Source organism: Nonomuraea cypriaca (assembly GCF_015645445.1).
Lineage (GTDB): Bacteria > Actinomycetota > Actinomycetes > Streptosporangiales > Streptosporangiaceae > Nonomuraea > Nonomuraea cypriaca.
This window is the reverse complement of sequence record NZ_JADOGI010000181.1, coordinates 1-21,718: the sequence shown is the minus strand read 5'-3', so window position 1 is coordinate 21,718 and position 21,718 is coordinate 1. Positions and strand designations below refer to the sequence as shown.

Genomic DNA, 21,718 nt, shown 5'->3' with positions numbered 1-21,718 from the left:
ATCCGCGGCTGTCACCGCGCCTGCGTATTCCTGAGGCTGGGGCATGACGATACGGTCACACACCCCAGCCATCTCACGCTGAGAAACCGGACGATCGCTGAACGCGATCTAGGCATGTAGTACTAGCGCCGGCCGAGGATCCGTGCCTTCCTCGTGTCGACCTGCGACCCGATGGCCTTGATCCGGTTGGCCGGGACGCACACCGTCCTGTCGAAGGCATGCCAGACGTCGATTTCGAGCTTGACGCCCTGGCGCCCGCTGGTGCAGTGCTTCCAATACACGCCGGCAAAACCGTTCGGATTGTAGACGAAGGGGCCGCACCGCTCCCCTACGGGCCACTTTCGGGCAGCGTCCGCAGGCCCCATGGTCACCATCAGCGTGCCGGCGGCGATGGCGATCGCGGCCACGCCGACGAGAATGCGTTCACGCATGAGCGCTCTCCTCTCTTCGGTTACCCCGTGCTGCGCACGCTAGCCACGAGATGTGCCGCGATCGACCGGCGCCGGGTCGGTGTGCACGCTCAGCAAAGCATCGTGCATGGCCGCGCAAGAACGGCTGCGCCACCGCCGCCGGAGCGGCGCCGAAGGAGCTCTCAAACGTGCAGACGGACCACCTGCGGGAGAAGGAGGGGCGTCCGGCGCGGGAAATGAGGCGGAGGACGGCCCGCGATGAACCTCGGCGGGGTGGGTCAGGTCGCCGGAGACTCGCCCTGGCCCAGGTGGAACAGGTTGCCGTCGTCGTCGGAGAAGACGGCGGACCAGCCCCATGGCTGCTGGGTCGGCTCCTGGGTGAAGCGGACGCCGCGGGCCGCCAGTTCCGCGTGTGCCTTGACGATGTCGTCGGCCTGGAACATCACATAGTTGGGCTTGCCGTCCTTGACGAGTCCGGGCGCCGGCCAGTCGGGGGCGGCCTTGTGGATGACCAGCCGGGTGCCCCCGCCCGGCGGCTCGACGTCGATCCAGCGGTCCTCGCCGTAGGGCATGTCGGTGGTGATCGTGAAGCCCATCTTGCCGGTCCAGAAGTCGACCGCCCGCTGCTGGTCCTCGACGTAGATGTTGACCTGGCTGATGCTGATCGTCATGGCTCCCCTTCCCTAGTTGTATCCGTGTTGGATATAACCACTGTGGTGTTATCGTGTCAATCATGCTCACCGCCGCCGGATTCCACGTGCTCCTGGCGCTGGCCAGCGGCTCCGGGCACGGTTACGCGGTGATGCGGTTCGTCGAGGAGGTCACCGGCGGAGCGGTCCGGCTGGGTCCGGGGACGCTCTACCGGACGATCAGCCGCCTGGTGGCCGACGGCCTGGTCGAGGAGTCCGACGAGGGGGATCCGGCGGCGCCGCACGACGCCAGGCGCCGCTACTACAAGCTGACCCCGGAGGGCGAGCGGGCCGCGCAGGAGGAGGCGGCGCTGCTGGCCCGGCTGGTGACGGCCGCACGCGAGGCGGGACTCATCACTTGAGGTGGCTGGAGCTGATCACATGACGTCGTTGCGCCCGCAAGGGCTGTGCCCGCACCTGTTCGTGCTGGACGCGGAGGCGGCGATCGCCTTCTACCGCCAGGGACTGGGCGCGGTGGAGGTGTTCCGCAACACGCTGCCGGGCGGCGTGGTCCTGTTCGTCGAGCTGCAGCTCGGGGCCGGGCGGCTGCTGGTGAGCGAGGAGACGCGGGCTCTTGGCGCGCTGGCGCCGCCGACGCTGGGCGGCAGCCCGGTGCTGATCCTGCTGGAGGTGGACGACCCCGACGCGGTGGCCGAGCGGGCGGTCGCGGCCGGGGCCGAGGTGGAGATGCCGGTGCGGGAGATGTTCTGGGGCGAGCGGTACGGCGTGCTCCGCGACCCGTTCGGCCACCGGTGGGCGGTGACGACGGCCAGGGAGCAGCTCACACCCGACGAGATGGTGGAGGGCACGCCGCAGCCGCCGTACCCCCCGTCTCCGGATGAGGGCTAGACCAGCTCGGCCACCGGCGTGAAGGGCAGGCCGAGGGCCTCGGCGACCGGCTGGTTGGTGAGCCGGCCCGCGTGCGTGTTGAGCCCGCCCGCGAGGCCGGCGTCGGCCTTGATCGCGTCCCGCCAGCCGAGGTTGGCCAGCTTGACCGCGTACGGGAGGGTCGCGTTGGTCAGGGCGTACGTGGAGGTGTTGGCCACGGAGCCCGGCATGTTCGCCACGCAGTAGAAGACCGACCCGTGCACCTTGTAGGTGGGCTCGGCGTGCGTGGTCGGACGCGAGTCCTCGAAGCAGCCGCCCTGGTCGATGGCGATGTCGACGAGCACGGAGCCCGGCTTCATGCGCGAGACCAGGTCGTTGGAGACCAGCGTCGGGGCCTTGGCGCCGGGGATCAGCACCGCGCCGATGACCAGGTCGGCCCGCAGGACCTCCTGCTCGATCGCGTACGACGTCGAGACCAGCGTCTTGAGCCGGCCCTGGTAGACGGCGTCGATGAAGCGCAGGCGGTCGACGTTGGTGTCGAGGACGGTGACCTCGGCGCCCATGCCGACGGCGATCTGCGCCGCGTTCAGCCCGGACACGCCACCGCCGATCACGACCACCTTCGCCGGCGCCACACCGGGCACACCGCCGGGCAGGACGCCGCGACCGCCGTTGAAGCGCATCAGGTTGTACGCGCCCACCTGCGGCGCGAGCCGCCCGGCGACCTCTGACATCGGGGCGAGCAGCGGCAGCGCGTTGCCCACCTGCACGGTCTCGTACGCGATGCCGGTCGTCCCGGCGCTGAGCAGCGCGTCCGTGCACGGACGGGAGGCCGCCAGGTGCAGGTACGTGAACAGCACCAGCCCCTCGCGCAGCCGGTGGTACTCCTCGGCGATCGGCTCCTTCACCTTGAGCACCAGGTCCGCCCCGCCCCACACGGCGTCCGCGCTGTCGATGATCTTCGCGCCCGCCGCGAGGTACTCCTCGTCCGTGATCTGCGAGCCCAGGCCCGCGCCTCGCTGCACGGTGACGTCGTGGCCGCCCCGCACCAGCTCGTGAACGCCCGCAGGCGTGGCGGCGACACGATATTCGTGGTTCTTGACCTCGGCAGGAACGCCGATCTTCATTGCGGTGGATCCTTTCGGGAACCGGCACGCCGTCGTACCGGAGGGGTGTTACAGGCGAGCCCACGCTTCGGTGAGCACGGCACGGAGGGTCGAGGCGATCTCGTCGAACTCCTCGGGACCCGCGATCAGCGGGGGCGCGAGCTGGATGACCGGGTCCCCGCGGTCGTCGGCGCGGCAGTAGAGCCCCGCCTCGAACAGCGCCTTCGACAGGAACCCGCGCAGCAACCGCTCGGACTCCTCGGCGTTGAACGTCTCCTTGGTGGCCTTGTCCTTGACCAGCTCGATGCCCCAGAAGTAACCGGAGCCGCGCACGTCGCCGACGATCGGCAGGTCGCTCAGGCCGTCCAGCGCGGCCTTGAACAGCGGCTCGTTCGTGGTGACGTGGCCGAGCAGGTCCTCGCGCTCGAAGATGTCGAGGTTGGCCAGCGCGACGGCGGCGGAGACCGGGTGGCCGCCGAACGTGTAGCCGTGCGCGAACATGGTGTCGCCGCTCTTGAACGGCTCGAACAGCCGCTCGTGCGCGATCATGGCGCCGATGGGCGAGTAGCCGCTGGTCAGGCCCTTGGCGCAGGTGATGATGTCCGGCACGTAGTCGAACTTCTGGCCGCCGAACATGGTGCCGAGCCGGCCGAAGGCGCAGATGACCTCGTCGGAGACGAGCAGGACGTCGTACTCGTCGCAGATCTCGCGCAGGCGCTGGAAGTAGCCGGGCGGCGGAGGAAAGCAGCCGCCGGCGTTCTGTACGGGCTCGGCGAAGACGGCGGCCACCGTGTCGGGGCCCTCCATCTCGATGGCGCGGGCCACCCGCTCGGCCGCCCAGAAGCCGTACTCCTCGGGGGTCATGCCCTTGATGCCGGAGATCTCGTCGGCGCGGTAGTGGTTGGTGTTGGGAACCCTGATGGAGCCGGGCACGAGCGGCTCGAACATCTCCTTGAACGCCGGGATGCCGGTGATCGACAGGGCGCCCTGCGGCGTGCCGTGGTAGGCGATCTGGCGGCTGATGACCTTGTGCTTGAGCGGCTTGCCGACCAGCTTGTAGTACTGCTTGGCGAGCTTCCATGCGGACTCGACCGCCTCGCCGCCGCCGGTGGTGAAGAAGACGCGGTTCAGTTCGCCGGGCGTGTACGCGGCCAGGCGCTGGGCCAGCTCGGCGGCCTTGGGATGCGCGTACGACCACAGCGGGAAGAACGCCAGCTCCTGGGCCTGCTTGGCGGCGGCGTCGGCGAGCTCCTGGCGCCCGTGACCGACCTGGACCACGAAGAGACCGGCCAGTCCGTCGAGGTAGCGCTTGCCGTGGATGTCGTAGACGTAGGACCCCTCACCGCGCACGATGGTCGGGATCTCGGACTGCTGATAGGCGCTGTGCCTGGTGAAGTGCAACCACAGATTGTCCTGCGCGGCCTTCAGGACGTCGTTTTCCGGCTGCGTCATGGTTATCTTCCCTTGTGTCTGAACTCCCCACAGTGTGCATCCTCACCTGCGGTTTGCCAAGTGAATCGGTCGCAGCACTATGCAAGAAAATCGAGATCCGCAGAAGCGATCTGTAACAGCAACGAAATCCGCAGGAAGATTTGTGCCTGGAGCATGCCCCTCCCAGCCTCGTGTGATCCAATGTCCGCAAAGTGCCGAGAACCGTGTAGAACTAACGGCGAGTGTCCAGAACTACGAGAACGACCCCGGGGGACCGTGCCGTGACTCCTGACCAGATCGAGAGCGCTGTCGCCGCCTCGATGCCGCAGGCCATCGAGGAGCTCAAGCGGCTCGCCGCCATCCCCTCCGTGGCCTTTCCCGGACATCCGCAGGAGCCGGTGTTCGCCGCCGCCGCCGTGACGGAGGAGCTGCTGCGCTCGGTCGGCCTGCCGCACGTCCAGCAGGTCGCGGTGGAGGGCAGCTTCCCCGCGGTCTACGGCGAGGCCCCGGCCCCGCCCGGCGCGCCGACGGTCCTGCTCTACGCGCACTACGACGTGCAGCCCGCCGGCGACCCGGCCGCGTGGCGCACGCCCCCGTTCGAGCCGACGCTGATCGACGGCCAGCTCTACGGACGGGGCTGCGCGGACGACAAGTCGGGGCTCATCTCCCACATCACCGCCCTGCGCGCCTTCCAGGGCCGGTTCCCCGTGGGCGTCAAGGTCATCATCGAAGGCCAGGAGGAATACGCGGGCGAGCGCCTGGAGGCGTTCGTCGAGCGCAACCCGGATCTGCTGCGGGCCGACGCCATCGTGGTCGCCGACACCGGCAACCCGCGCGTCGGCGACCCGGCCGTCACGACCTCGCTGCGCGGCATGGCCGCCTTCACCGTCGAGGCCCGCACCCTGCGTGAGCCGGTGCACAGCGGCTCGTTCGGCGGCGCCGCGCCCGACGCGCTCGCGGCCCTGATGCGCATGCTGACCGCGCTGCACGACGACAACGGCGACATCCGCGTTCCCGGGCTGCCGCGCGGGTCGTTCCTGGGGCAGGGGCCGTCGGAGGAGGAGTTCAGGAAGACGTCGGGGACGCTCGACGGCGTGTCGCTGGTGGGCTCGGGCTCGCTGGCGGACCGGCTGTGGTCGTCCTACGCGATCACGGTGACGGGTCTGGACGTGCCGACCGTGTCCGGCGCGGTCAACGCGGTGCAGCCGGCGGTACGCGCCCGGGTGACGGTCCGCGTGCCCCCGGCCGGGGACCCGAAGTCGACGGTCAACGCGGTGGTGGAGTTCCTGCGGCAGGTGGCGCCGTGGGGCGTCCAGGTGTCGTTCGGCGACTTCACGGTGGGCTCGGGCTTCCAGGCGGACTCGGGCGGCAAGGCCCGCGCGGCGCTCAACCGGGCGATGGAGCGCGCCTTCGGCCGCCCGCCGCGCGACGTCGGGGCCGGCGGCTCGATCCCGCTGGTCAACACGCTGCTGAGGCAGTTCCCCGCGGCTGAGATCCTGCTGTTCGGCGCGGAGGACGAGGAGGCGGCGATCCACGCGCCCAACGAGCGGGTGAACCTGGAGGAGCTGCGCCGCGTGGCCACCACGGAGGCGCTCTTCCTACGCGAACTGAGCCTCCCCTCAGCCCTGGGCATCTAGGTCTACCTCGCGCACCCAACGCCCCTGCCTGATTACCCGGTCTGGGAGGCTGTGAAGCCGAATCGCGGTTATTATTGCGCCAATTAACTCCCATCCCCTTGCCGTCCTTATGTCCTACATCGTCCGGTTGACATTACGCAGTTGCCGAGCAAGAAGCCCGTCCCGCGATCCGTGACCGGTCAGCGCTCCGACGTTGGCGACCGCGTACTGGCTGAACTTGGGAGAGCTTCACCAGTTCGCCGGTAGTGCGGCCCTCGGTTTGGGCGAGCCCCGCCGGGCGTTGGAGCATTTCGGCGCAGCTATGAAGGGGGACGCGATCAAGCGACAGGCGAGATCGTGTTCTTCGGCGGTCCGTGACATGGCCGAGGGCTCCGCGCCCACCAGCGACATCACGAAGAGGTCACTGGACGCCCAGGCGGTGGCGTAGGTCGCGGGCCGTGGCCAGGACGTGGTCGATCTCGCCGGGGCTCGGCCAGGGCGCGCTGCCCGGCCGCAGCAGCGTGCTCCGCACCGACGCCAGGTGTTCGATCGCGCTCTCGTGCACCCCGCTCCGCTCCACCAGCCACCCGATCACGTCCGAATGGTCGTGCAGCGGCCTGGTCACCAGATCCCAGGTGCCCAGCACCTCCGTCAGCTCGGCGAGGTCCAGCGGCACCGCGCCCCGCCGCCCGGTGGCGGCGGCGGCCAGCTCCGCGCTGGCGGTCAGCTCGGGCTCGGCCGGGCGGCCCCACGCGGGCGGTGGCGGGTCGGAGAGCCACTCCTGCGCCTCGCCCAGCTCACCGGCCACCGACAGCAGCCCGCCCAGCTCGACGGCGGCCCCGTGGTGCCCGGCCAGCGCCGCCTGCCGGAACCAGTGCTGGCCCCCGGCCAGGTCGCCGAACTCCGCGATGAGCAGCAGCCCGTAGTTGAAGGCCGACTCGGCGTCCCCGCCGGCCGCCGCCCGGCCGAACCAGTGGCTGGCCGCCGCGCAGTCGCCCAGCTCCACGCACACGAACCCGGCCATCCGCTGGTCGTCCACGCGCCCCGCGCCCCCGGCCATCTCGAACCACGCGCGGGCGGTACGCAGGTCGCCCCTGGACAGCGCGATCGCGCCGAGCCGGGAGGCGGCCCCCGGGTGCTCGTTCCTGGCGGCCAGCCGGTAGTAGGCCTCCGCGCCCTCGGGGTCGCGGCTGGCGTGCAGGTAGAGGCCCATGCAGTGGGCGGACTCCGCGTGGCCGCCCCTGGCGGCGTATTCCCACCAGTGCACGGTCTCCTCGTCGTCGCCCGCGGAGTAGGCCAGGAAGCCCAGGTCGTGGGCCGAGGCCACGTCGCCGTCCGCGGCCGCCTGGCGGTGCCACTCGCGCGCGGGCGCGATCTCGCCCGCGTCCTCGCACAGCTGCGCCAGCCGGCGGGCCGCGGTCCTGGAGCCGGCGTGGGCCGCGATTTCGTACCAGTATCTGGCGCTTTCGACGTCGCCGTGCTGCTCCAGCAGGAGGGTCGCCAGGTTGGCCGCGGCCTCGGCGTCGCCGGTGCCCGCGGCGGCTTCGTACCAGGTGACGGCGTCCTCCAGGCTGCCGTGTTTCTCGTGCCAGATGCCCAGGTTGTAGGCGCTGTCGATGTTGCCGCCCGCGGCGGCCCGCTCCCACCAGTGCTTCGCGGCCGCCCGGTCGCCGTGCTGGGCGCAGAGCTTGCCGAGCCGGTGCGCGGCGTACGCGTCGCCCGCCTGCGCGGCGGCCAGTAGCTCGGGCTCGTCTCCCACACGGGGCGCCGGTACGGACGCCGCCGCCACATCTCCTTGCCAGGCCATGGCGACAGAGTGGCACGTGATCGCGCGATCGCGAACGGTAATCGCCGACAACTCGCTACCGGATTCGTCCGTAGTGCTCCGGCCTTCAGGCCGTGGGTGAAGCGGACTCTCCCACGTAGCGGGGCAGGAACAGCCGATTCGCCGTCAGGCGGACCGGTGTCACCTGGTTCAGACGGGTCGGTTCTGCTGCTCGATGTACTGGCGCACGATCGACAGTGGCGCTCCGCCGACCGACCCGGCGAAGTAGGAGCCCGACCAGAGTTTGCTGCCCCGGTAATAGTGGGTGGCCAGTTCGGGGAACTCTTGTCGCATCCGCCGGGAGGACACGCCCTTGAGGCTGTTGACCAGCTTGGACAGGGCGATCTTGGGCGGGAAGCCGACCAGGAGGTGGACGTGGTCGTCCCCGCCGTTGAACTCGCTCAGCCGCGTTTCGAAGTCGGCGCAGACCGCTGTCATGATTTCTTCCATGCGGGTCAGGTGGATGTCGGAGAAGATGCGATGCCGGAACTTCGTCACGAAAACCAAGTGCGCGTGCAGCAGGAAAACACAATGCCTACCGGTCCGGATGTCGCTGTACTCGGCCATAACCCAACTGTAGGATCAGCTCGTGCAGTTGCGTTACTCCTTCCGGCTGGACCCCACCCCGAGCCAGCGGATCGCGCTGGCCCGCGCGTTCGGGTGCGCACGGGTGGTGTACAACGACGCCCTCGCGTTGCGCCGGGCGGCGCACGCCGAGGGGCTGCCGTTCATCAGCGACAACGAGCTGTCCAAGCAGGTCATCACCGAGGCGAAGAACCAACCGGCCCGGACATGGCTGGGCGGAGTGTCCGCGGTGGTGCTGCAGCAGGCACTGGCCGACGCCTGCATGGCCTACCGCAACTTCTTCGCCAGCGTGAGCGGCAAGCGGAAGGAAGCAAAGATCGCCCCGCCAAGGTTCCGCTCTCGAAGGGACAACCGGCAAGCGATCCGGTTCACCAAGAACGCCCGGTTCAAGGTCACCGAGAACGGGAAACTGTCCCTGCCGAAGATCGGTGAGGTACGGGTGTGCTGGTCCCGCCGCCTGCCCTCGGCCCCGTCCAGCGTGACCGTGATCAAGGATGCGGCGGACCGGTACTTCGCCTCCTTCGTGGTCGAACTCGCCGCACACCCTTGGCCGCAGGTGGAGATCGAAACCGGGATCGACCTGGGGCTCGGGCACTTCGCCGTCCTGGCGGACGGGCAGAAGATCGACTCGCCCCGGTTCCTGCGCCGGGCAGAAAAGAAACTGCACAAGCTCCAGAAAACCCTCTCGCGCAAGGACAAAGGATCGGCCAACCGGCGCAAGGCCCGGATCAAGGTCGCCAGGCAGCATGCGAAGGTCGCCGACGCGCGTCGTGAGTTCCACCATCAAACCTCCACACGCATCATCCGCGAGAACCAAGCGGTGTTCGCAGAGGACCTGGCGGTCAAGGGACTCGCCCGCACAAAGCTGGCCAAGAGCGTCCACGACGCGGGCTGGTCAGCCTTCGTGGCCATGCTGGAGTACAAGGCGAAACTGCACGGCCGGACCTTCGCCAGGATCGATCGGTTCTTCCCCTCCTCCAAACTGTGCTCGGCGTGCGGCACGCTCGCCGAGGCGATGCCGTTGGACGTCCGAACATGGACGTGCCCGTGCGGGGCGGTCCACGACCGGGACGTCAACGCAGCGATCAACATCCTCGCCGCCGGACGGGCGGAGAGGCTAAACGCCTCTGGAGGGCAGGTAAGACCATCGCATGCGGTGGCACAGCCCGGTGAACGAGGAAGCCTTCGAGGTGCCGCATGAACCCATACGGCACGGGCGAGAGTCCCTGGGATTCATCCCAGGGAGCGCGTCAAGAGAAGTCGATGAAGCCCGCGTACATGCCCATCCCGCAGACGTATCGCAGGGAGCCTGGCCGCTGCGGCGGCAGTTGCACGGTGGCGGGCAGCGCGACGTCCCGCCCGTCGATCGTGACGGTGCCGGTGCAGCCGCGGTCCACCAGCTTGAAGACCACCTGGACGGGAACTCCCGCAGGCGCCGCCACGACCGCCGGGCGGTAACCCTCGCGGGTGGCCCAGACGGTGACCGTCGGTGAGACGGGTCCGGCCGCGGCCGGCGGGCTGTCGGGCAGCCAGCCGCCCAGGTTGACGCCGGAAGCGACGGTCCAGAGCCCGGCGGCGATCGCCGCGATCCCGGCGAGCCCGGCCAGCCGGGTGCGGGAGACGCGCCGTAACACGTAACCGAGCAGCGCGAACGCAGGAGCCGTGCCGATGACGAACCCCGCCATGGCCGCCGCCCCCGCCAGCGGCGAACCGCTGGAGACGGCGAGCATCTCCACGCCGAGCGTCACGCCGCAGGGCACCAGGATGGTCGCCGCGCCCAGCAGAGGCGCCTTGTACCTCGACGGGGCCGCAGGCTCATGAGGCGCGCACGCCGCGCGCCCGCGCCTCATGAGCCTGACCGCGAACACGATCATGGTGAGCCCGGCGGCGACGAGCAGCACCGCCCGCGCCGCCGGCGGCAGGCTGACGGCCGAGCCGGCCAGTCCCAGCAAAGCCCCCACCATCGTGTACGACGCCAGCCGCCCGGCCAGGAACCACCCCACCAGCACGGGATCACGCCCGTGGCAGTGGTCGGCCAGGCCCACGAGCAGCCCGCCCTGCGCCGCGGCACACGAGGCGGTACCCGCCACGAGCCCCGCGGCGACCCCGCCGGCGAGCAGGGTGGCGGTGCTCAGTGGACGAGCGCCAGGTCGTCAAGCGCGCCGCTCTTGGCCGCCGCCACGATCGAGCCGAACTGGTCGATACTCATCTCCACCCGCTGCCCGAAGTCGTCGGTGATGACGACCTGGCGCTCCTCCGGCGCCTCGTGGTCGATGAACAACTCGGGGCAGCCACAGCTGCACTGGCCGCAGAACCTGGCGATGGACCGCATGATCGTCCCCACTCTCGATGAAGTCCTTTTACCGGAACGTAACGCGGCTTCCCGAATGCGGCCAGTGACAGTTATTGCACCCTTAGTGAGGTTTAATTGGAGCCGCCCTTGAGAACGGAAATCCTTTCGAAGTACTCGTCGTCGCTCATCTCGCCCCGCGCGTAGCGTTCGGCGAGGATCTGCTCGGCCGACGCGGTGGGTGTGGCGGCGGCGGGCGCGTGGCGCGGTCCCCACCACCCCTTGCGCCGGGCCGTGATGACCAGCGCGACGACGGCGACCCAGAACAGGCCCCAGAACAACGGGATGACCGGCCAGAAGCCGCTTCCCCAGTGTGCGCCCCAAAGTGCGATGGTGTGCATTGTCGTCCTCCCTTGACGTGTTACCTCAAGGGTCCGCCGGAGGAGGGCGCACCGAATCGCCCGCCGGGCTCTGTTCGGCGTCAGCCCCGGGTAGTGCTCACGCGTGCCTGAGCTACGCCTCCCGGGGTATCAGGCCACGCAGAACTCGTTCCCCTCGGGGTCGGTCAGCACCACCCAGTCGTCGTACGGCGCCACGGCGTAGCCGTCCAGGGCGGCGGCCCAGAACCTGGCCAGCGAGGCCGGATGCCGGCAGTCCACGACCACGTCATGCAGCCGGGCCATCGGGCTTCCTCGCCTCGATGAGGAAGCGGGAGGAGTGGGCCACGAACGGCCCCTCCGCCTCGATCCGCTCGTGCAGCTCACGCAATCTGGCCGAATAGCGCTCGACCGAGAACCCCGGCACGGTCCAGATCACCTTGCGCAGGAAGTAGATCACGGCTCCGATGTCGTGGAACTCCATCCGCAACCGCTCGAACCGCAGGTCGGTCACCTTCAGCCCGGCGGACTCCGCGGCCGCCCTGGCCCGCTCCGGATCCCGGGCCGTGCCGTCGTGGGGCCCGATGAAGAAGTCGGTGAGCTCGGCCACGGTGCGCGGCCCGACCTGCTGGGAGAAGTAGGCCCGCCGGGCCGCAGCACGCGGGCGATCTCCTCCCACCACGTCTCCACGGGATGGCGGCTGGTCACCAGGTCGAAGATCCCGCTGCCGAACGGCAGCCGCGGCTCCTCGTCGTCGGCCACGACCCAGGCCCCGCGCGGCCGCAACCGCGAGGCGGCCAGCTTCAGGTTGGGCGGCCACGCCTCCGTGGCCACCGTCACGGGCGGCAGGGTGGGCAGGCCTGCCAGGATCTCGCCGCCGCCGGTCTGGATGTCCAGCGCGGCCGTGGCCGCGGCCATCCGCCGGCCGAGCAGCCTGGAATAGCCCCATGAGGGGCGCTCCTCGGTGGCCCGGCCGTCGAGCCAGGAGAAGTCCCAGCCGTCCACGGAGACGGTGTCCGCCTCCTGGACGAGGTCGTCGTACGTGCGCCGCATCCTTCGACCCTGTCAGCGGGCCCGGCGGGAGTTCAACCGAATTTGAAGCGCTCCCCACGACTGATCGTGGGAGCGGGTTCCCGTTCGGCCTCGTGCCGCTGCGGTTCGAGGGGGTGGACGACATCCCGCTGCGGCGGCGACGGCGGGGTCGCCGAGGCGGCGGAGTGGTGGTTCGGGCTCAGAGCCAGCCCGGTTTGACCAGGCCGGACTCGTAGGCGATCACGACGAGCTGGGCGCGGTCGCGGGCGTGCAGCTTCATCATGGCCCGGCTCACGTGCGTCTTGGCCGTGGCCGGCGACATGAACAGCTTGGCCGCGATCTCGTCGTTGGTCATGCCGGTGCCGACCAGGCCGAGGACCTCGCGTTCGCGCTCGGTGAGCTGGTCGAGGCCGGCGGTGGCGACCGGGGCCTTGGCGCGGGAGGCGTACTCGGCGATCAGGCGGCGGGTCACGCTGGGGGACAGGAGCGCCTCGCCTGCCGCGACCACGCGTACGGCCTGGATGAGCTCGGCCGGCTCGGTGTCCTTGACCAGGAAGCCGCTGGCGCCGCCGCGCAGCGCCTCGAAGACGTACTCGTCCAGCTCGAACGTCGTCAGGATGATGATGTGCGGCCCAGGCGGCATCTGCCGGGTGGCGGTCAGGCCGTCGGTCCCCGGCATGCGGATGTCCATCAGCACCACGTCCGGCAGGTGCTCGCCGGCCAGCCTGACCGCCTCCGCGCCGTCACTGGCCTCGGCCACCACGGTCATGTCCGGCTGGGCGTCCAGCAGCGCCTTGAAGCCCGCCCGGACCAGGGCCTGGTCGTCGGCCAGCAACACCTTGATCATGAGGTCTCCTCGGGTAGGGGAAGCCGTGCCTCGACCTGGAAACCGGTGCCTCCAGGGGCCGGCAGCGGGCCGGCGACGAGCGTGCCGCCCAGCGCGGCGGCCCGCTCACGCATGCCGGGGATGCCGTTGCCGCTGCCGGACTCGGACATCTCAGGGGCCGTGGTCGCGCCCGTGTCGGTGACGCGTACGGCCAGCTCGTCCGCGCCGTACTCCAGGCGGACCGTCACCTCGGAGCCGGGCGCGTGGCGGGCGGCGTTGGTGAGTGACTCCTGCACGATGCGGTACGCGGCCCGCTCCACCTGGGACGGCAGCGGGCGCGAGCCGACGTGTTTGAGCGTCACCGGCAGCCCGCTGCGCTCGACGAGTTCGTCGAGGCGGTCGAGCCCGGCGGTGGGGGAGCGGGGGGCGCCTTCGCGCAGGACGTTCAGCACCGAGCGCATCTCGCCCAGCACCTCCTTGGACGCCGTCTTGATGGTGGCCAGGGCGGTCCTGGCCTGCTCGGGGTTGGCGTCGATGAGGTGGAGCGCGGTGGACGCCTGGACGTGGATGAGGGAGATGTTGTGCGCGAGCACGTCGTGCAGCTCCTGCGCCATCGTCAGGCGTTCCTCGCTGGCCTGCCGCCTGGCCTCCTCCTCGGCGGTCCGCTCGCGGTCGGCCCGCCGCTCCCTGATGGTCCTGACCAGCTCGGCCAGGACCATGAGCAGCATGATGGAGGTGAGGATCCACACGTTGTGGAACAGGTCGCGGTTGCCGACCCACCACCCGTAGCAGAGGAACGACACCAGCGTCATTCCGGCCATGGACCAGGCCATCAGCCTCCTGCCGCGCACGATCAGCAGGAACAGCAGCACTCCCGGGCTGATGAAGCTCGGCCCGTAGGCGTAGCCGGCGATCAGGAAGAGGTCGCACGCGGCGAGCGCGGCGGCGGTGGTGACCAGGGGGAAGCGGCGGCTCAGAAGCACCGCCAGCGGTCCCACCAGCAGCAACCCGTAGGCGTACGGGTCGAGCGGCTCCCTTTCGAGCCGCTGCCCCCAGGAGGCGCCGTTGGCGACGACGAACTGGGCGGCGGTCACGATGAGGGCGAGATAGGGATCGAAGCCGGACTTCCTGCGCACGGACTACACGCTAGATCAGCCTTCTGACCAGCGCATCATCCCTGCGTGTGAGGGGGCACTACCGCTACGGGCGTAGCTGGGCCATCGTGGACAGTATGCGCCGAGTGATCGTTCCCGCAGCATTCGTCCTCGTCTCACTCCTACCTGCCGCTCCCGCGACGGCCGCGCCACCGCAGAAAGTCCCGGTCGCGGAGGGGTACGGCGGCGCCGTCGCCACCGTCGACCTGGACGCCAGCAAGGCCGCCATCTCCGTGCTCAAAAAGGGCGGCAACGCCGTGGACGCCGCGGTCGCCGCCGGCGCGGTGCTCGGCGTCACCGAGCCGTACTCCGCGGGCCTGACAGGCGGCGGCTTCATGGTCTACTACGACGCGAAGAAACGTAAAGTCTTCACCATCGACGGCCGCGAGACCGCCCCGCGGGCCATGACCTCGACCTCGCTCGAAGGCATCCCGTTCGACGAGGGCGTGACCAGCGGCCTGTCGGCCGGCGTGCCGGGCACGCTCGCCAACTGGGACCTGGCCCTGCGCGAGTTCGGCACGCTCTCGCTCAAGCAGGCGCTCCAGCCCGCGATCGAGGTGGCGTCCAAGGGCTTCGTCGTGGACCAGACGTTCCACGACCAGACGGCTTCGAACGCCGCCCGCTTCAAGGACTTCACCTCCACGGCCGCGCTCTACCTCCCGAACGGCGCGCCGCCGCCCGTCGGCTCGCGCTTCAGGAACCCCGAGCTCGCGGCCACGTACCGTGAGCTGGGCAGGCGCGGCCCCGGCTGGCTGTACGGCGGCCGGCTCGGCCAGGAGGTCGTGGCCACCGTCAAGCGCCCGCCGGTCACCCCCGGCAGCACCCGCAACGTGCGGCCGGGCCTGATGGAGCTGTCCGATCTGCGCGCGTACCGTGCGCTGCTGCGCCAGCCCGCCAAGGTCTCCTACAAGGGCATGGACGTGTACGGCATGGCGCCCCCGTCCTCCGGCGGGTCGACCGTCGGCGAGGCGCTCAACATCCTGGAGTCCCTGCCCGAGGTGGGGCTGCACGAGTACCTGGAGGCGTCCAGGCTGGCCTACGCCGACCGGGGCAAGTACGTCGGCGACCTCCCCGGCGTGCCGCTGGCCGAGCTGCTGTCCGACGGCTTCGCCAAGGAGCGGGCCTGCCTGATCGGCGACAGGGCGATGCCCAACCCGGCCCCGCCCGGCGACCCGGACGGCGCCTACGGGCCCTGCGCCCAGCCGACAGGTACTGCGACCCCGGTCGCGGACGAAGGCCCGGAGACCACCCACATGGTGGTCGCCGACCGCTGGGGCAACGTGATCGCGTACAACCTGACCATCGAGTCGACCGGCGGCAACGGCATCGTGGTGCCCGGTCGCGGCGTGCTGCTGAACAACGAGCTGACCGACTTCACGTTCGGCCCGGCGCCAGGCGACCCCAACCTGCCAGGTCCCGGCAAGCGGCCGCGCTCGTCGATGGCGCCGACGCTGGTGTTCGACGACGGCAGGCCCGTGCTGGCGGCCGGCACGCCCGGCGGCTCGACCATCATCACGACCGTGCTGCAGATCCTGCTCAACCGGTACGAGTTCGGCATGGACCTGCCCGAGGCGCTCGCCGCGCCGCGGGCCACGCAGCGCAACACCGCTGAGACTCAGGCCGAGCCGGCGTTCCTGGCGGCGCACGGGGCGGAGCTGGAGGCGCGCGGGCACAGATTCGCGCCCAACCCCGAGATCGGGGCCGCCACGGCGCTGGAGATCCTCGGCAGGGGCCGGGTCCAGGCCGTGGCCGAGCCGGTCAGGCGCGGCGGCGGCAGCGCGATGGTCGTCTCGGGTAAATGAGCCGATAGGCGCCGGGTTTCACCCTCCCAGGGGGTGAAACCCGGCCAGGTCGTACGGAAACCACGAAAACCCGCCACGGCCTCCGCGACGGGTGTGACCTCCCCGGCGCTACTGCAGGAGGAGGAAGGCGGCGACGCCGATGACGGCGATGACCACCACGACCGCCGCCACGATGATCGGCAGGCGCGACTTCTTCGGCGGGGCCGCGTTCTCCTGCTCACGCGCCTGCGCGAAGGCGCGGAACTGCTGGGTGCTGCCCGACGGGTCGATATGCTGCTCAGACATGGCCAGCAGCTTAGCGTGACAGCTTGCGTCGTTTGCGCTGTTTGGCGGGATCCGTTGGGATGGGCTGATTAGGGGACCGCCCCATCAGGCGGATAGCTTTGAACCATGCTCAGGACCCTGTTCTCGCCTCGCCTCGTGGGGCTTCACCTGCTCACGATCGGGGTCCTGATCGCGTTCATCCTGCTCGGGCGCTGGCAGCTCGGCGTCTTCCAGGATTCGGGCAGGCCGCACGCCGCCACGGATCCCGGGCCGGTCGGGGTCGGCACACTCGCCCAGGTGGGCGCCCAGATGACCGGCGACGTCGTGGGCCGCAGGGTCACCGCCGAGGGTGTCTACGAGCCCGGCCATCAGTTGCTGGTCGCCGACCGGCGGCCCGACGTCGACGCGCCGGGCGGCAACGTCTCGCGGGACGACGGCTACTGGGTGCTCACGCCGCTCAGGCTCGACGACGGCACGCTGGTGCCGGTGGTGCGCGGCTGGACGGCCAGGGCAGGCGACCCCGGCGTCGCCGCCGTGCCGCCAGGCAGGGTCACGGTGACGGGGCGGCTACGGCCCCAGCAGGGCACCGACAGCGTGCAGCGGCGCGCGGAGGGGCTGCCCGCCGGTCAGGTGCAGACGGTGTCGACGGGCGAGCTGATCAACCTGTGGACCGGTCGGAAGGTGCGGACCGGCTACGTCGTGGCACAACCCCCGTCGGGCTCGCTGACCCAGGTCAAGGTGGATCCGCCGGCCGTGGGTGGCACACTGACCTGGCGTAACCTGGCTTACGCCGCCAACTGGTGGATCTTTGCCGGATTCGCCGTCTTCATGTGGTTCCACTTCGTACGCGACGCCGTGCGAACGGATCGGGAACGTGGCAAGTCCCCTGAGATGGTTCTGGAAGGTTAACGGTGGAATCGGCTCTCAAGCCCTTCCGGGTGCTGGCGTACGTCGTCGGCGTCATGCTGCTCGTGCTCTGCGTCGCCATGGTGCTGCGGTACGGCTTCGGCAACCCGGGCATGTCGAAGATCACCGCGCCGATTCACGGCGGGTTCTACATGATCTACCTGCTCACGGTCATGAATCTGGGCATGAAGGCACGGTGGAACTGGCCGTACATGCTCGGCGTCATGCTCGGGGGCACGGTGCCGTTCCTGTCGTTCTACATCGAGCGCAGGGTGACCCAGCGGGTGCAGACGGCGCTGACCGCGGCGGAGGCCTGAGACCCGGCCCCCGCCGACCGGGCTCAGCGGCCGATGCCGCGCTTGCGCGCCCTCTTCAGCCGCGCGCGCTGCGACTCGTCCAGCATCAGATAACCGACCACAGGGGCGGCGACCACGGCGAGGACGACAAGCAGGGTGACCCAGTAGGGAACGGGCAAGATCAGCGAGAGCAGAACCGCGGCGCCTGCGCCGATGGCGTACTTCTGGACTGGCGACATCCTCAACTTCCTCCGACCGCGGAGCACGCGCTCCGCCTCTCCCACATTGTGCGTCTCCTGTCCAACGAGTGAGCCCACCGTCTTGGTTCCAGTTCGCGATGTATCGCAAATCATCGCTTAGCGGGCGAGAAGCGTGAGCTCCCGGCGGAGCGCGTCCGGGGAGGGGCGGCGGGCGGGGTCGCCGTACAGGAGGGCGAACAGGGTCGGGGCCAGTGCGCCCGCCCTCCGCAGCGGCGCGCCCGGAGCGGGAGGCGTGCCCTCGACGGCGGTGAAGAGGGTCGCGCCGAGTGACCACAGGTCGGCGGCGCGGCTCGGGGCGTCGTCCGGCGGGGTGTAGGCGGGCAGGGTGCCGGAACGCAGCGGCGGGAGCAGGGTCGCGCGGCCGGTCGCGGCGACCAGGATGTTGGCCGGCTGAACCCCGCCGTGCGGGTCGCCGGTGCTCTGGAGGCGGTCGAGGACGGCCAGGCCGATCGCGGCCACCCGGGCGGGCGGCAGCGGTCCCGACGTTTCGACGATCCGGTCCAGTGGCCGGTCCACGGCCAGCCGGTCGAGGATCTCACCTATCACCTCCACCGGCGGCGGCCCCGAGGGGTGGAGCATGGTCCGGACGAGCGACCTGAGCGGGTCAGGGCCCGCGGCGGGCACCTGGCCCGGCGGGCGGCCCTCCACGGCGAAGTGCAGGGTGGCGCCCAGCGACCACAGGTCCGTGGACGGCCAGCTGCTGCGGCTCGGCACGCCGAACCCGGTCAGCAGCGCCCGGCCCGTAGGCGTGAGCAGCACGTTGCCTGGATCGACCCGCCCGTGCACGATCCCCTCCGCGTGCGCCGCGATCAGCGCCGACAGGACGCAGACGCCCACCCTGGCCGCCTGCGGAACGGGGAGCGGGCGGCGCGCGCGTACGGTCTGCTCCAGCGAGGTGCCGGAGACGAACTCCATGACCAGCCACGGCCGGCCGCCCTCGGCCACCACGTCGAGCACCCGCACGATCGAGGGGTGCCGCAGGCCGGTGACCCGGCGGGCCCCGTGCAGCGCGGAGTCGCCCAGCTCGGCCGGGACCCGCACCTCCCGCACCGCGACGTCACGGTGCTCGGCCTCGTCGAACGCCAGGCGTACGGATCCCGAGCCCAGGGGATTCAGCAGGCGGTAGCGACCGGCCAGTTTCCTGGTCTCTCCCATGTCGAGGTGCACGATAGCGTCCGTTCCCGCCGCGTGGCCATCACGCCGGCTCGCCGGCCAGCCAGGCCTCGTGGGCGTCGTGCACCTTGCGCCAGAGCTTGTCCTTCTCCCCGGCGCTCACGTCGTCGAGCGGCAGCAGGAAGACGTCCGCCAGCGCCGCGTAGTAGTCCCGCGCCGAGTCGAATGTGACGGATCGCAGGCCGGTGCCGACGCGGGACAACAGGAGCCCGCGCAGGCTGTCCACGCCCGAGGCGTCGCGCCGGTGGGCGGCGGCCACGCGGACGAATCCTGACGACGGGGACGTGGTCAGGTGGCGATGCATGTCGACGAAGGCCGACATGTCGGTGGGTGCCATGGCGAAGTCCATGCCGACGAACGAACCGCTCGGGTCATGGTCGAACCGCCACCCGCGCGCGATCTCCGACGGGCGCAGGACGTACTGGAAGGGGCCCTGCCGGTAGGTGCCCGCGACCAGCGGGAGCGGCTCGTGCAGCGCGTCCCCGAGCCCGACGTCGGCCAGCCACTCACCCCCCGGATTGGCGTCCGTGGGCAGGCCGCGCACGGTGAGCACCAGATGGTCGCCGGTGATGCCGGGCTCTTCGCCCCGGGTCTGCACGCCGCCGACGTGCCTGGTCACGTCGTAGCCGAGCGCCGCGGCGAGTGCGGAGAACGCGCCGTTGAGGTGAAAGCAGTAGCCGCCGCGGCCCCCGATGATCCGCTGGGCGGACTCGAGGGGGTCCACGGTCGTGCGGCGGCCCAGCCAGATCTCCAGCGCCTCGTACGAGACCCTTTCGACGTGCGCGACGTGGAGCGCCCGCAGGCCCTCGGCGCTGGTGGGAGCGTTGAGCAGCTCGGGCAGGCCGAGTCGGCGGAGGTACGCGGCGGTGTTCACGCCGCCAAGTCTGCACGGTATGTGCACGATTTAGGAGGTGTCCTCTGCACAGCGCGCTTCTAGGCTTTCGTACGTGGCAGAGCAGCGACGCATCCTCGTGGTCGAGGACGATGAGACGATCGCGCTGGCCGTACGGAACAGGCTGGCCGCCGAGGGCTTCGACGTCAGCGTGGCGGGCGACGGGCAGGACGCCCTGATCCAGTACGGCAGGGCGGAACCGGACCTGGTGGTCCTCGACCGGCTGCTGCCGGGGCTCGACGGGTTGGAGGTGTGCCGCCGGATGCAGGCGGCCAGGCCGGTGCCGGTGCTCATGCTGACCGCGCTCGGCGAGGAGACCGACGTGCTGGTCGGGCTCGGGGTCGGAGCCGACGACTACCTGGCCAAGCCGTTCAGCATGCGGGAGCTGGTGGCGAGGATCCACGCGGTGCTGCGCAGGGTCGAGCGGGCTGCCCAGCTCGCGGTCGAGGACACGGTGATCAGGGTGGGCGAGGTGGAGATCGACACGGCGGCCCGCAGGGTGTTCGTGGGCGGCGTCGAGGCGCAGCTCACCAGGACCGAGTTCGACCTGTTACGGCGGCTGGCCGAGCGCCCAGGCCAGGTGTTCGAGCGCGACCGGCTGCTGTCCGACGTGTGGGGCTTCTCCGAGGCGGCGGCGACCAGGACCGTGGACAGCCACGTACGCGCGCTGCGCCGCAAACTGGGCTCCGACGTGGTCCGTACGGTCCACGGGGTCGGCTACGCGCTGGTGCGGCGATGAGGCCGCTCGACTTCCTCGGCCGGATCAAGGTCAAGCTCGGCATCGTGATCGTGCTGGCAGTGGCGACGGCGTTCGTGGTGAACGAGGTCGGCATCGTCTCCGGCCTCTCCCGCGAGGTGCGCATCGCGGTCGCCGTCGTCCTGGCGTTGATCATGGTGCAGCTCCTGGCGATGGGCATGACCAAGCCGCTGCGCCAGATGGCCAGCGCCGCCCAGACGATCGCCAAGGGCCGCTACACCCTGCGCGTCAGCGCCACCTCCAGGGACGAGGTGGGCGAGCTGGCCAGGGCGTTCAACGCGATGGCGGCCGACCTCGGCGAGGTGGACAGGCAGCGGCGCGAGCTCGTCGCGAACGTCAGCCACGAGCTCCGCACGCCCATCACCGGCCTGCGCGCCGTCCTGGAGAACGTCGTGGACGGCGTCTCCGCGCCCGACCCCGTCACCATGAGGACCGCCCTCGCCCAGACCGAGCGGCTCGGCCGCCTCGTGGCCCAGCTCCTCGACCTGTCGCGGCTCGACTCGGGCGCGCGCCTGATCGAGCGCGAGGCGATCGAGCTGGCGCCGCTGATCGAGCAGGCGGTGCTCGAGGTCTCGCTGGCCCGCGAGGACGTCGTGATCCGGCCCGCGGTCCCCGAAGACCTGGTGGTGCTCGCCGACCCCGACCTGCTGGCCCAGGTCCTCGCGAACCTCCTCGACAACGCCGTACGCCACAGTCCCCCGGACGGGGTGGTGACCGTGAGCGGCCTGGCGGACGGGGACGGAGTGCGGGTGACCATCGCCGACCAGGGTCCGGGGATCCCTGCCTCTGCCAGGGGGCGGGTGTTCGAGCGCTTCTCCCGGCTCGACGCGGGGCGAACGGCCGACGCCGGGGGCGCCGGGCTGGGGCTGGCCATCGTGAAGGAGATCGTCGAGCTGCACGGGGGTTCCATTCGCATCGACGACTGCGCGGGCTGCCGCATGGTCGTCGACCTACCAGGAAGGACGACGATGTCGGACACAGTCGCCGGGCCCCAAGTCCCACCAGAACACACAGCCCAGCCTCCGGCCCCCGAAGACCCGCTCTCCTCGGTTGCCTCGGTCCCCTTCCCGGTCTCCTTGGGGATCTCCGTCGCCTCGATGGCAACTGCCGGAACCGATTCTGCGCCCCCCGCCGAACTCGCCGCCGTGGACGGCCGAGATGGCGTAGGCGACCGGACCCCTGCCCCGCCGCACAGCGCC

Annotated in this window: 25 protein-coding genes and 1 pseudogene; 9 read left to right on the top strand and 17 right to left on the bottom strand. The window is 70.6% G+C overall.

Features of this window, described 5'->3' with window-relative positions:
- Positions 1-122: 122 nt before the first annotated feature.
- Both ITP53_RS40645 and ITP53_RS40640 read right to left on the bottom strand, forming a co-directional pair.
- Positions 123-431 carry a hypothetical protein gene (locus ITP53_RS40645; protein WP_195900792.1) on the bottom strand — a complete coding sequence of 103 codons (309 nt, stop codon included), beginning with the start codon at positions 429-431 and terminating at the stop codon, positions 123-125.
- A 257-nt stretch (positions 432-688) separates the two neighbouring features.
- Positions 689-1,081 (bottom strand): VOC family protein, encoded by a 393-nt coding sequence (locus ITP53_RS40640; protein ID WP_195900791.1) that lies wholly within the window; start codon positions 1,079-1,081, stop codon positions 689-691.
- A gap of 62 nt (positions 1,082-1,143) precedes the next feature.
- Between ITP53_RS40640 and ITP53_RS40635 the strand changes: the two genes are divergently transcribed.
- On the top strand, positions 1,144-1,461 hold the full coding sequence (locus tag ITP53_RS40635) for a PadR family transcriptional regulator (RefSeq protein ID WP_195900790.1): 318 nt from the start codon (positions 1,144-1,146) through the stop codon (positions 1,459-1,461).
- A gap of 19 nt (positions 1,462-1,480) precedes the next feature.
- Positions 1,481-1,948 (top strand): VOC family protein, encoded by a 468-nt coding sequence (locus tag ITP53_RS40630; protein WP_195900789.1) that lies wholly within the window; start codon positions 1,481-1,483, stop codon positions 1,946-1,948.
- Here the strand turns inward: ITP53_RS40630 and ald are convergent.
- Together ald and ITP53_RS40620 are read right to left on the bottom strand one after the other, a co-directional pair.
- On the bottom strand, positions 1,945-3,054 hold the full coding sequence (gene ald / locus ITP53_RS40625) for an alanine dehydrogenase (RefSeq protein ID WP_195900788.1): 1,110 nt from the start codon (positions 3,052-3,054) through the stop codon (positions 1,945-1,947). The two genes, ITP53_RS40630 and ald, sit on opposite strands and share 4 nt — an antisense overlap.
- Positions 3,055-3,102: 48 nt before the next feature.
- Positions 3,103-4,485, bottom strand: coding sequence for an aspartate aminotransferase family protein (locus ITP53_RS40620; RefSeq protein ID WP_195900787.1), 1,383 nt, complete (start codon positions 4,483-4,485; stop codon positions 3,103-3,105).
- A 260-nt stretch (positions 4,486-4,745) separates the two neighbouring features.
- Here ITP53_RS40620 and ITP53_RS40615 point away from each other — a divergent pair, with 260 nt between their 5' ends.
- Positions 4,746-6,101, top strand: coding sequence for a dipeptidase (locus ITP53_RS40615; protein WP_195900786.1), 1,356 nt, complete (start codon positions 4,746-4,748; stop codon positions 6,099-6,101).
- A gap of 400 nt (positions 6,102-6,501) precedes the next feature.
- Here the strand turns inward: ITP53_RS40615 and ITP53_RS40610 are convergent, their stop codons facing one another.
- Together ITP53_RS40610 and tnpA are read right to left on the bottom strand one after the other, a co-directional pair.
- Complete coding sequence (locus ITP53_RS40610) at positions 6,502-7,887, bottom strand: tetratricopeptide repeat protein (RefSeq protein WP_195900785.1); 1,386 nt, start codon at positions 7,885-7,887, stop codon at positions 6,502-6,504.
- A 168-nt stretch (positions 7,888-8,055) separates the two neighbouring features.
- Entirely contained in the window at positions 8,056-8,472 is a 417-nt protein-coding gene (gene tnpA, locus ITP53_RS40605; RefSeq protein ID WP_195900784.1) for an IS200/IS605 family transposase, read from the bottom strand.
- Positions 8,473-8,494: 22 nt separating this feature from the next.
- Between tnpA and ITP53_RS40600 the strand changes: the two genes are divergently transcribed.
- Positions 8,495-9,691: an RNA-guided endonuclease InsQ/TnpB family protein gene (locus tag ITP53_RS40600; RefSeq protein ID WP_195900783.1), complete on the top strand. Its 1,197-nt coding sequence runs from the start codon at positions 8,495-8,497 to the stop codon at positions 9,689-9,691.
- 49 nt (positions 9,692-9,740) lie between these two features.
- Here the strand turns inward: ITP53_RS40600 and ITP53_RS40595 are convergent, their stop codons facing one another.
- The 7 genes and pseudogenes from ITP53_RS40595 to ITP53_RS60670 form a co-directional block, all read right to left on the bottom strand.
- Entirely contained in the window at positions 9,741-10,580 is an 840-nt protein-coding gene (locus ITP53_RS40595; protein ID WP_207757117.1) for a sulfite exporter TauE/SafE family protein, read from the bottom strand.
- Positions 10,581-10,621: 41 nt separating this feature from the next.
- Positions 10,622-10,822 (bottom strand): hypothetical protein, encoded by a 201-nt coding sequence (locus tag ITP53_RS40590; RefSeq protein ID WP_195900782.1) that lies wholly within the window; start codon positions 10,820-10,822, stop codon positions 10,622-10,624.
- A gap of 92 nt (positions 10,823-10,914) precedes the next feature.
- The gene (locus tag ITP53_RS40585) at positions 10,915-11,181 is read right to left on the bottom strand and encodes an SHOCT domain-containing protein (protein WP_195900781.1); all 267 of its coding nucleotides are present in this window, start codon (positions 11,179-11,181) and stop codon (positions 10,915-10,917) included.
- 129 nt (positions 11,182-11,310) lie between these two features.
- Positions 11,311-11,463, bottom strand: a complete 153-nt coding sequence (locus ITP53_RS40580) for a VOC family protein (RefSeq protein ID WP_195900780.1) — start codon at positions 11,461-11,463, stop codon at positions 11,311-11,313.
- Positions 11,447-12,210: pseudogene (locus ITP53_RS40575) on the bottom strand (class I SAM-dependent methyltransferase). The gene ITP53_RS40580 and the pseudogene ITP53_RS40575 overlap by 17 nt, the downstream one beginning before the upstream one ends.
- A gap of 178 nt (positions 12,211-12,388) precedes the next feature.
- Complete coding sequence (locus ITP53_RS40570; RefSeq protein ID WP_195900779.1) at positions 12,389-13,036, bottom strand: response regulator; 648 nt, start codon at positions 13,034-13,036, stop codon at positions 12,389-12,391.
- Positions 13,033-14,151 carry a sensor histidine kinase gene (locus tag ITP53_RS60670; protein ID WP_195900778.1) on the bottom strand — a complete coding sequence of 373 codons (1,119 nt, stop codon included), beginning with the start codon at positions 14,149-14,151 and terminating at the stop codon, positions 13,033-13,035. Before ITP53_RS60670 ends, ITP53_RS40570 begins: the two co-directional genes overlap by 4 nt.
- A 95-nt stretch (positions 14,152-14,246) precedes the next feature.
- Between ITP53_RS60670 and ITP53_RS40560 the strand changes: the two genes are divergently transcribed.
- Positions 14,247-15,971: a gamma-glutamyltransferase family protein gene (locus tag ITP53_RS40560; protein WP_195900777.1), complete on the top strand. Its 1,725-nt coding sequence runs from the start codon at positions 14,247-14,249 to the stop codon at positions 15,969-15,971.
- A gap of 108 nt (positions 15,972-16,079) precedes the next feature.
- Here ITP53_RS40560 and ITP53_RS40555 read toward each other — a convergent pair whose 3' ends face one another.
- A complete protein-coding gene (locus ITP53_RS40555; protein ID WP_195900776.1) occupies positions 16,080-16,256 on the bottom strand; it encodes a hypothetical protein in 177 nt (58 codons plus the stop codon).
- A 105-nt stretch (positions 16,257-16,361) separates the two neighbouring features.
- On the opposite strand from ITP53_RS40555, the gene ITP53_RS40550 reads away from it, so the two are divergent.
- Both ITP53_RS40550 and ITP53_RS40545 read left to right on the top strand, forming a co-directional pair.
- On the top strand, positions 16,362-17,144 hold the full coding sequence (locus ITP53_RS40550) for an SURF1 family protein (RefSeq protein WP_195900775.1): 783 nt from the start codon (positions 16,362-16,364) through the stop codon (positions 17,142-17,144).
- Positions 17,145-17,146: 2 nt separating this feature from the next.
- Positions 17,147-17,458, top strand: coding sequence for a DUF3817 domain-containing protein (locus ITP53_RS40545; RefSeq protein WP_195900774.1), 312 nt, complete (start codon positions 17,147-17,149; stop codon positions 17,456-17,458).
- A gap of 23 nt (positions 17,459-17,481) precedes the next feature.
- Here ITP53_RS40545 and ITP53_RS40540 read toward each other — a convergent pair whose 3' ends face one another.
- The 3 genes from ITP53_RS40540 to ITP53_RS40530 all read right to left on the bottom strand — a co-directional run bounded on the left by ITP53_RS40540 (position 17,482) and on the right by ITP53_RS40530 (position 19,744).
- Positions 17,482-17,676: a hypothetical protein gene (locus tag ITP53_RS40540; protein WP_195900773.1), complete on the bottom strand. Its 195-nt coding sequence runs from the start codon at positions 17,674-17,676 to the stop codon at positions 17,482-17,484.
- A 117-nt stretch (positions 17,677-17,793) separates the two neighbouring features.
- Positions 17,794-18,864 (bottom strand): protein kinase domain-containing protein, encoded by a 1,071-nt coding sequence (locus ITP53_RS40535; RefSeq protein WP_207757116.1) that lies wholly within the window; start codon positions 18,862-18,864, stop codon positions 17,794-17,796.
- 28 nt (positions 18,865-18,892) lie between these two features.
- Positions 18,893-19,744 (bottom strand): arylamine N-acetyltransferase family protein, encoded by an 852-nt coding sequence (locus ITP53_RS40530; protein ID WP_195900771.1) that lies wholly within the window; start codon positions 19,742-19,744, stop codon positions 18,893-18,895.
- Positions 19,745-19,817: 73 nt separating this feature from the next.
- On the opposite strand from ITP53_RS40530, the gene ITP53_RS40525 reads away from it, so the two are divergent.
- Positions 19,818-20,501: a response regulator transcription factor gene (locus ITP53_RS40525; RefSeq protein WP_328817347.1), complete on the top strand. Its 684-nt coding sequence runs from the start codon at positions 19,818-19,820 to the stop codon at positions 20,499-20,501.
- A partial coding sequence (locus tag ITP53_RS40520) for a sensor histidine kinase (RefSeq protein ID WP_236051689.1) occupies positions 20,498-21,718 on the top strand: 1,221 nt, incomplete at its 3' end. The genes ITP53_RS40525 and ITP53_RS40520, both read left to right, overlap by 4 nt.

Excerpts from the sequence above, each read along its gene's own strand:
- ITP53_RS40645 (WP_195900792.1), bottom strand. The coding sequence starts at position 431 with ATGCGTGAACGCATTCTCGTCGGCGTGGCCGCGATCGCCATCGCCGCC.
- ITP53_RS40640 (WP_195900791.1), bottom strand. The coding sequence starts at position 1,081 with ATGACGATCAGCATCAGCCAGGTCAACATCTACGTCGAGGACCAGCAG.
- ITP53_RS40635 (WP_195900790.1), top strand. The coding sequence starts at position 1,144 with ATGCTCACCGCCGCCGGATTCCACGTGCTCCTGGCGCTGGCCAGCGGC.
- ITP53_RS40630 (WP_195900789.1), top strand. The coding sequence starts at position 1,481 with ATGACGTCGTTGCGCCCGCAAGGGCTGTGCCCGCACCTGTTCGTGCTG.
- ald (WP_195900788.1), bottom strand. The coding sequence starts at position 3,054 with ATGAAGATCGGCGTTCCTGCCGAGGTCAAGAACCACGAATATCGTGTC.
- ITP53_RS40620 (WP_195900787.1), bottom strand. The coding sequence starts at position 4,485 with ATGACGCAGCCGGAAAACGACGTCCTGAAGGCCGCGCAGGACAATCTG.
- ITP53_RS40610 (WP_195900785.1), bottom strand. The coding sequence starts at position 7,887 with ATGGCCTGGCAAGGAGATGTGGCGGCGGCGTCCGTACCGGCGCCCCGT.
- tnpA (WP_195900784.1), bottom strand. The coding sequence starts at position 8,472 with ATGGCCGAGTACAGCGACATCCGGACCGGTAGGCATTGTGTTTTCCTG.
- ITP53_RS40590 (WP_195900782.1), bottom strand. The coding sequence starts at position 10,822 with ATGCGGTCCATCGCCAGGTTCTGCGGCCAGTGCAGCTGTGGCTGCCCC.
- ITP53_RS40585 (WP_195900781.1), bottom strand. The coding sequence starts at position 11,181 with ATGCACACCATCGCACTTTGGGGCGCACACTGGGGAAGCGGCTTCTGG.
- ITP53_RS40580 (WP_195900780.1), bottom strand. The coding sequence starts at position 11,463 with ATGGCCCGGCTGCATGACGTGGTCGTGGACTGCCGGCATCCGGCCTCG.
- ITP53_RS40570 (WP_195900779.1), bottom strand. The coding sequence starts at position 13,036 with ATGATCAAGGTGTTGCTGGCCGACGACCAGGCCCTGGTCCGGGCGGGC.
- ITP53_RS40560 (WP_195900777.1), top strand. The coding sequence starts at position 14,247 with ATGCGCCGAGTGATCGTTCCCGCAGCATTCGTCCTCGTCTCACTCCTA.
- ITP53_RS40555 (WP_195900776.1), bottom strand. The coding sequence starts at position 16,256 with ATGTCTGAGCAGCATATCGACCCGTCGGGCAGCACCCAGCAGTTCCGC.
- ITP53_RS40550 (WP_195900775.1), top strand. The coding sequence starts at position 16,362 with ATGCTCAGGACCCTGTTCTCGCCTCGCCTCGTGGGGCTTCACCTGCTC.
- ITP53_RS40540 (WP_195900773.1), bottom strand. The coding sequence starts at position 17,676 with ATGTCGCCAGTCCAGAAGTACGCCATCGGCGCAGGCGCCGCGGTTCTG.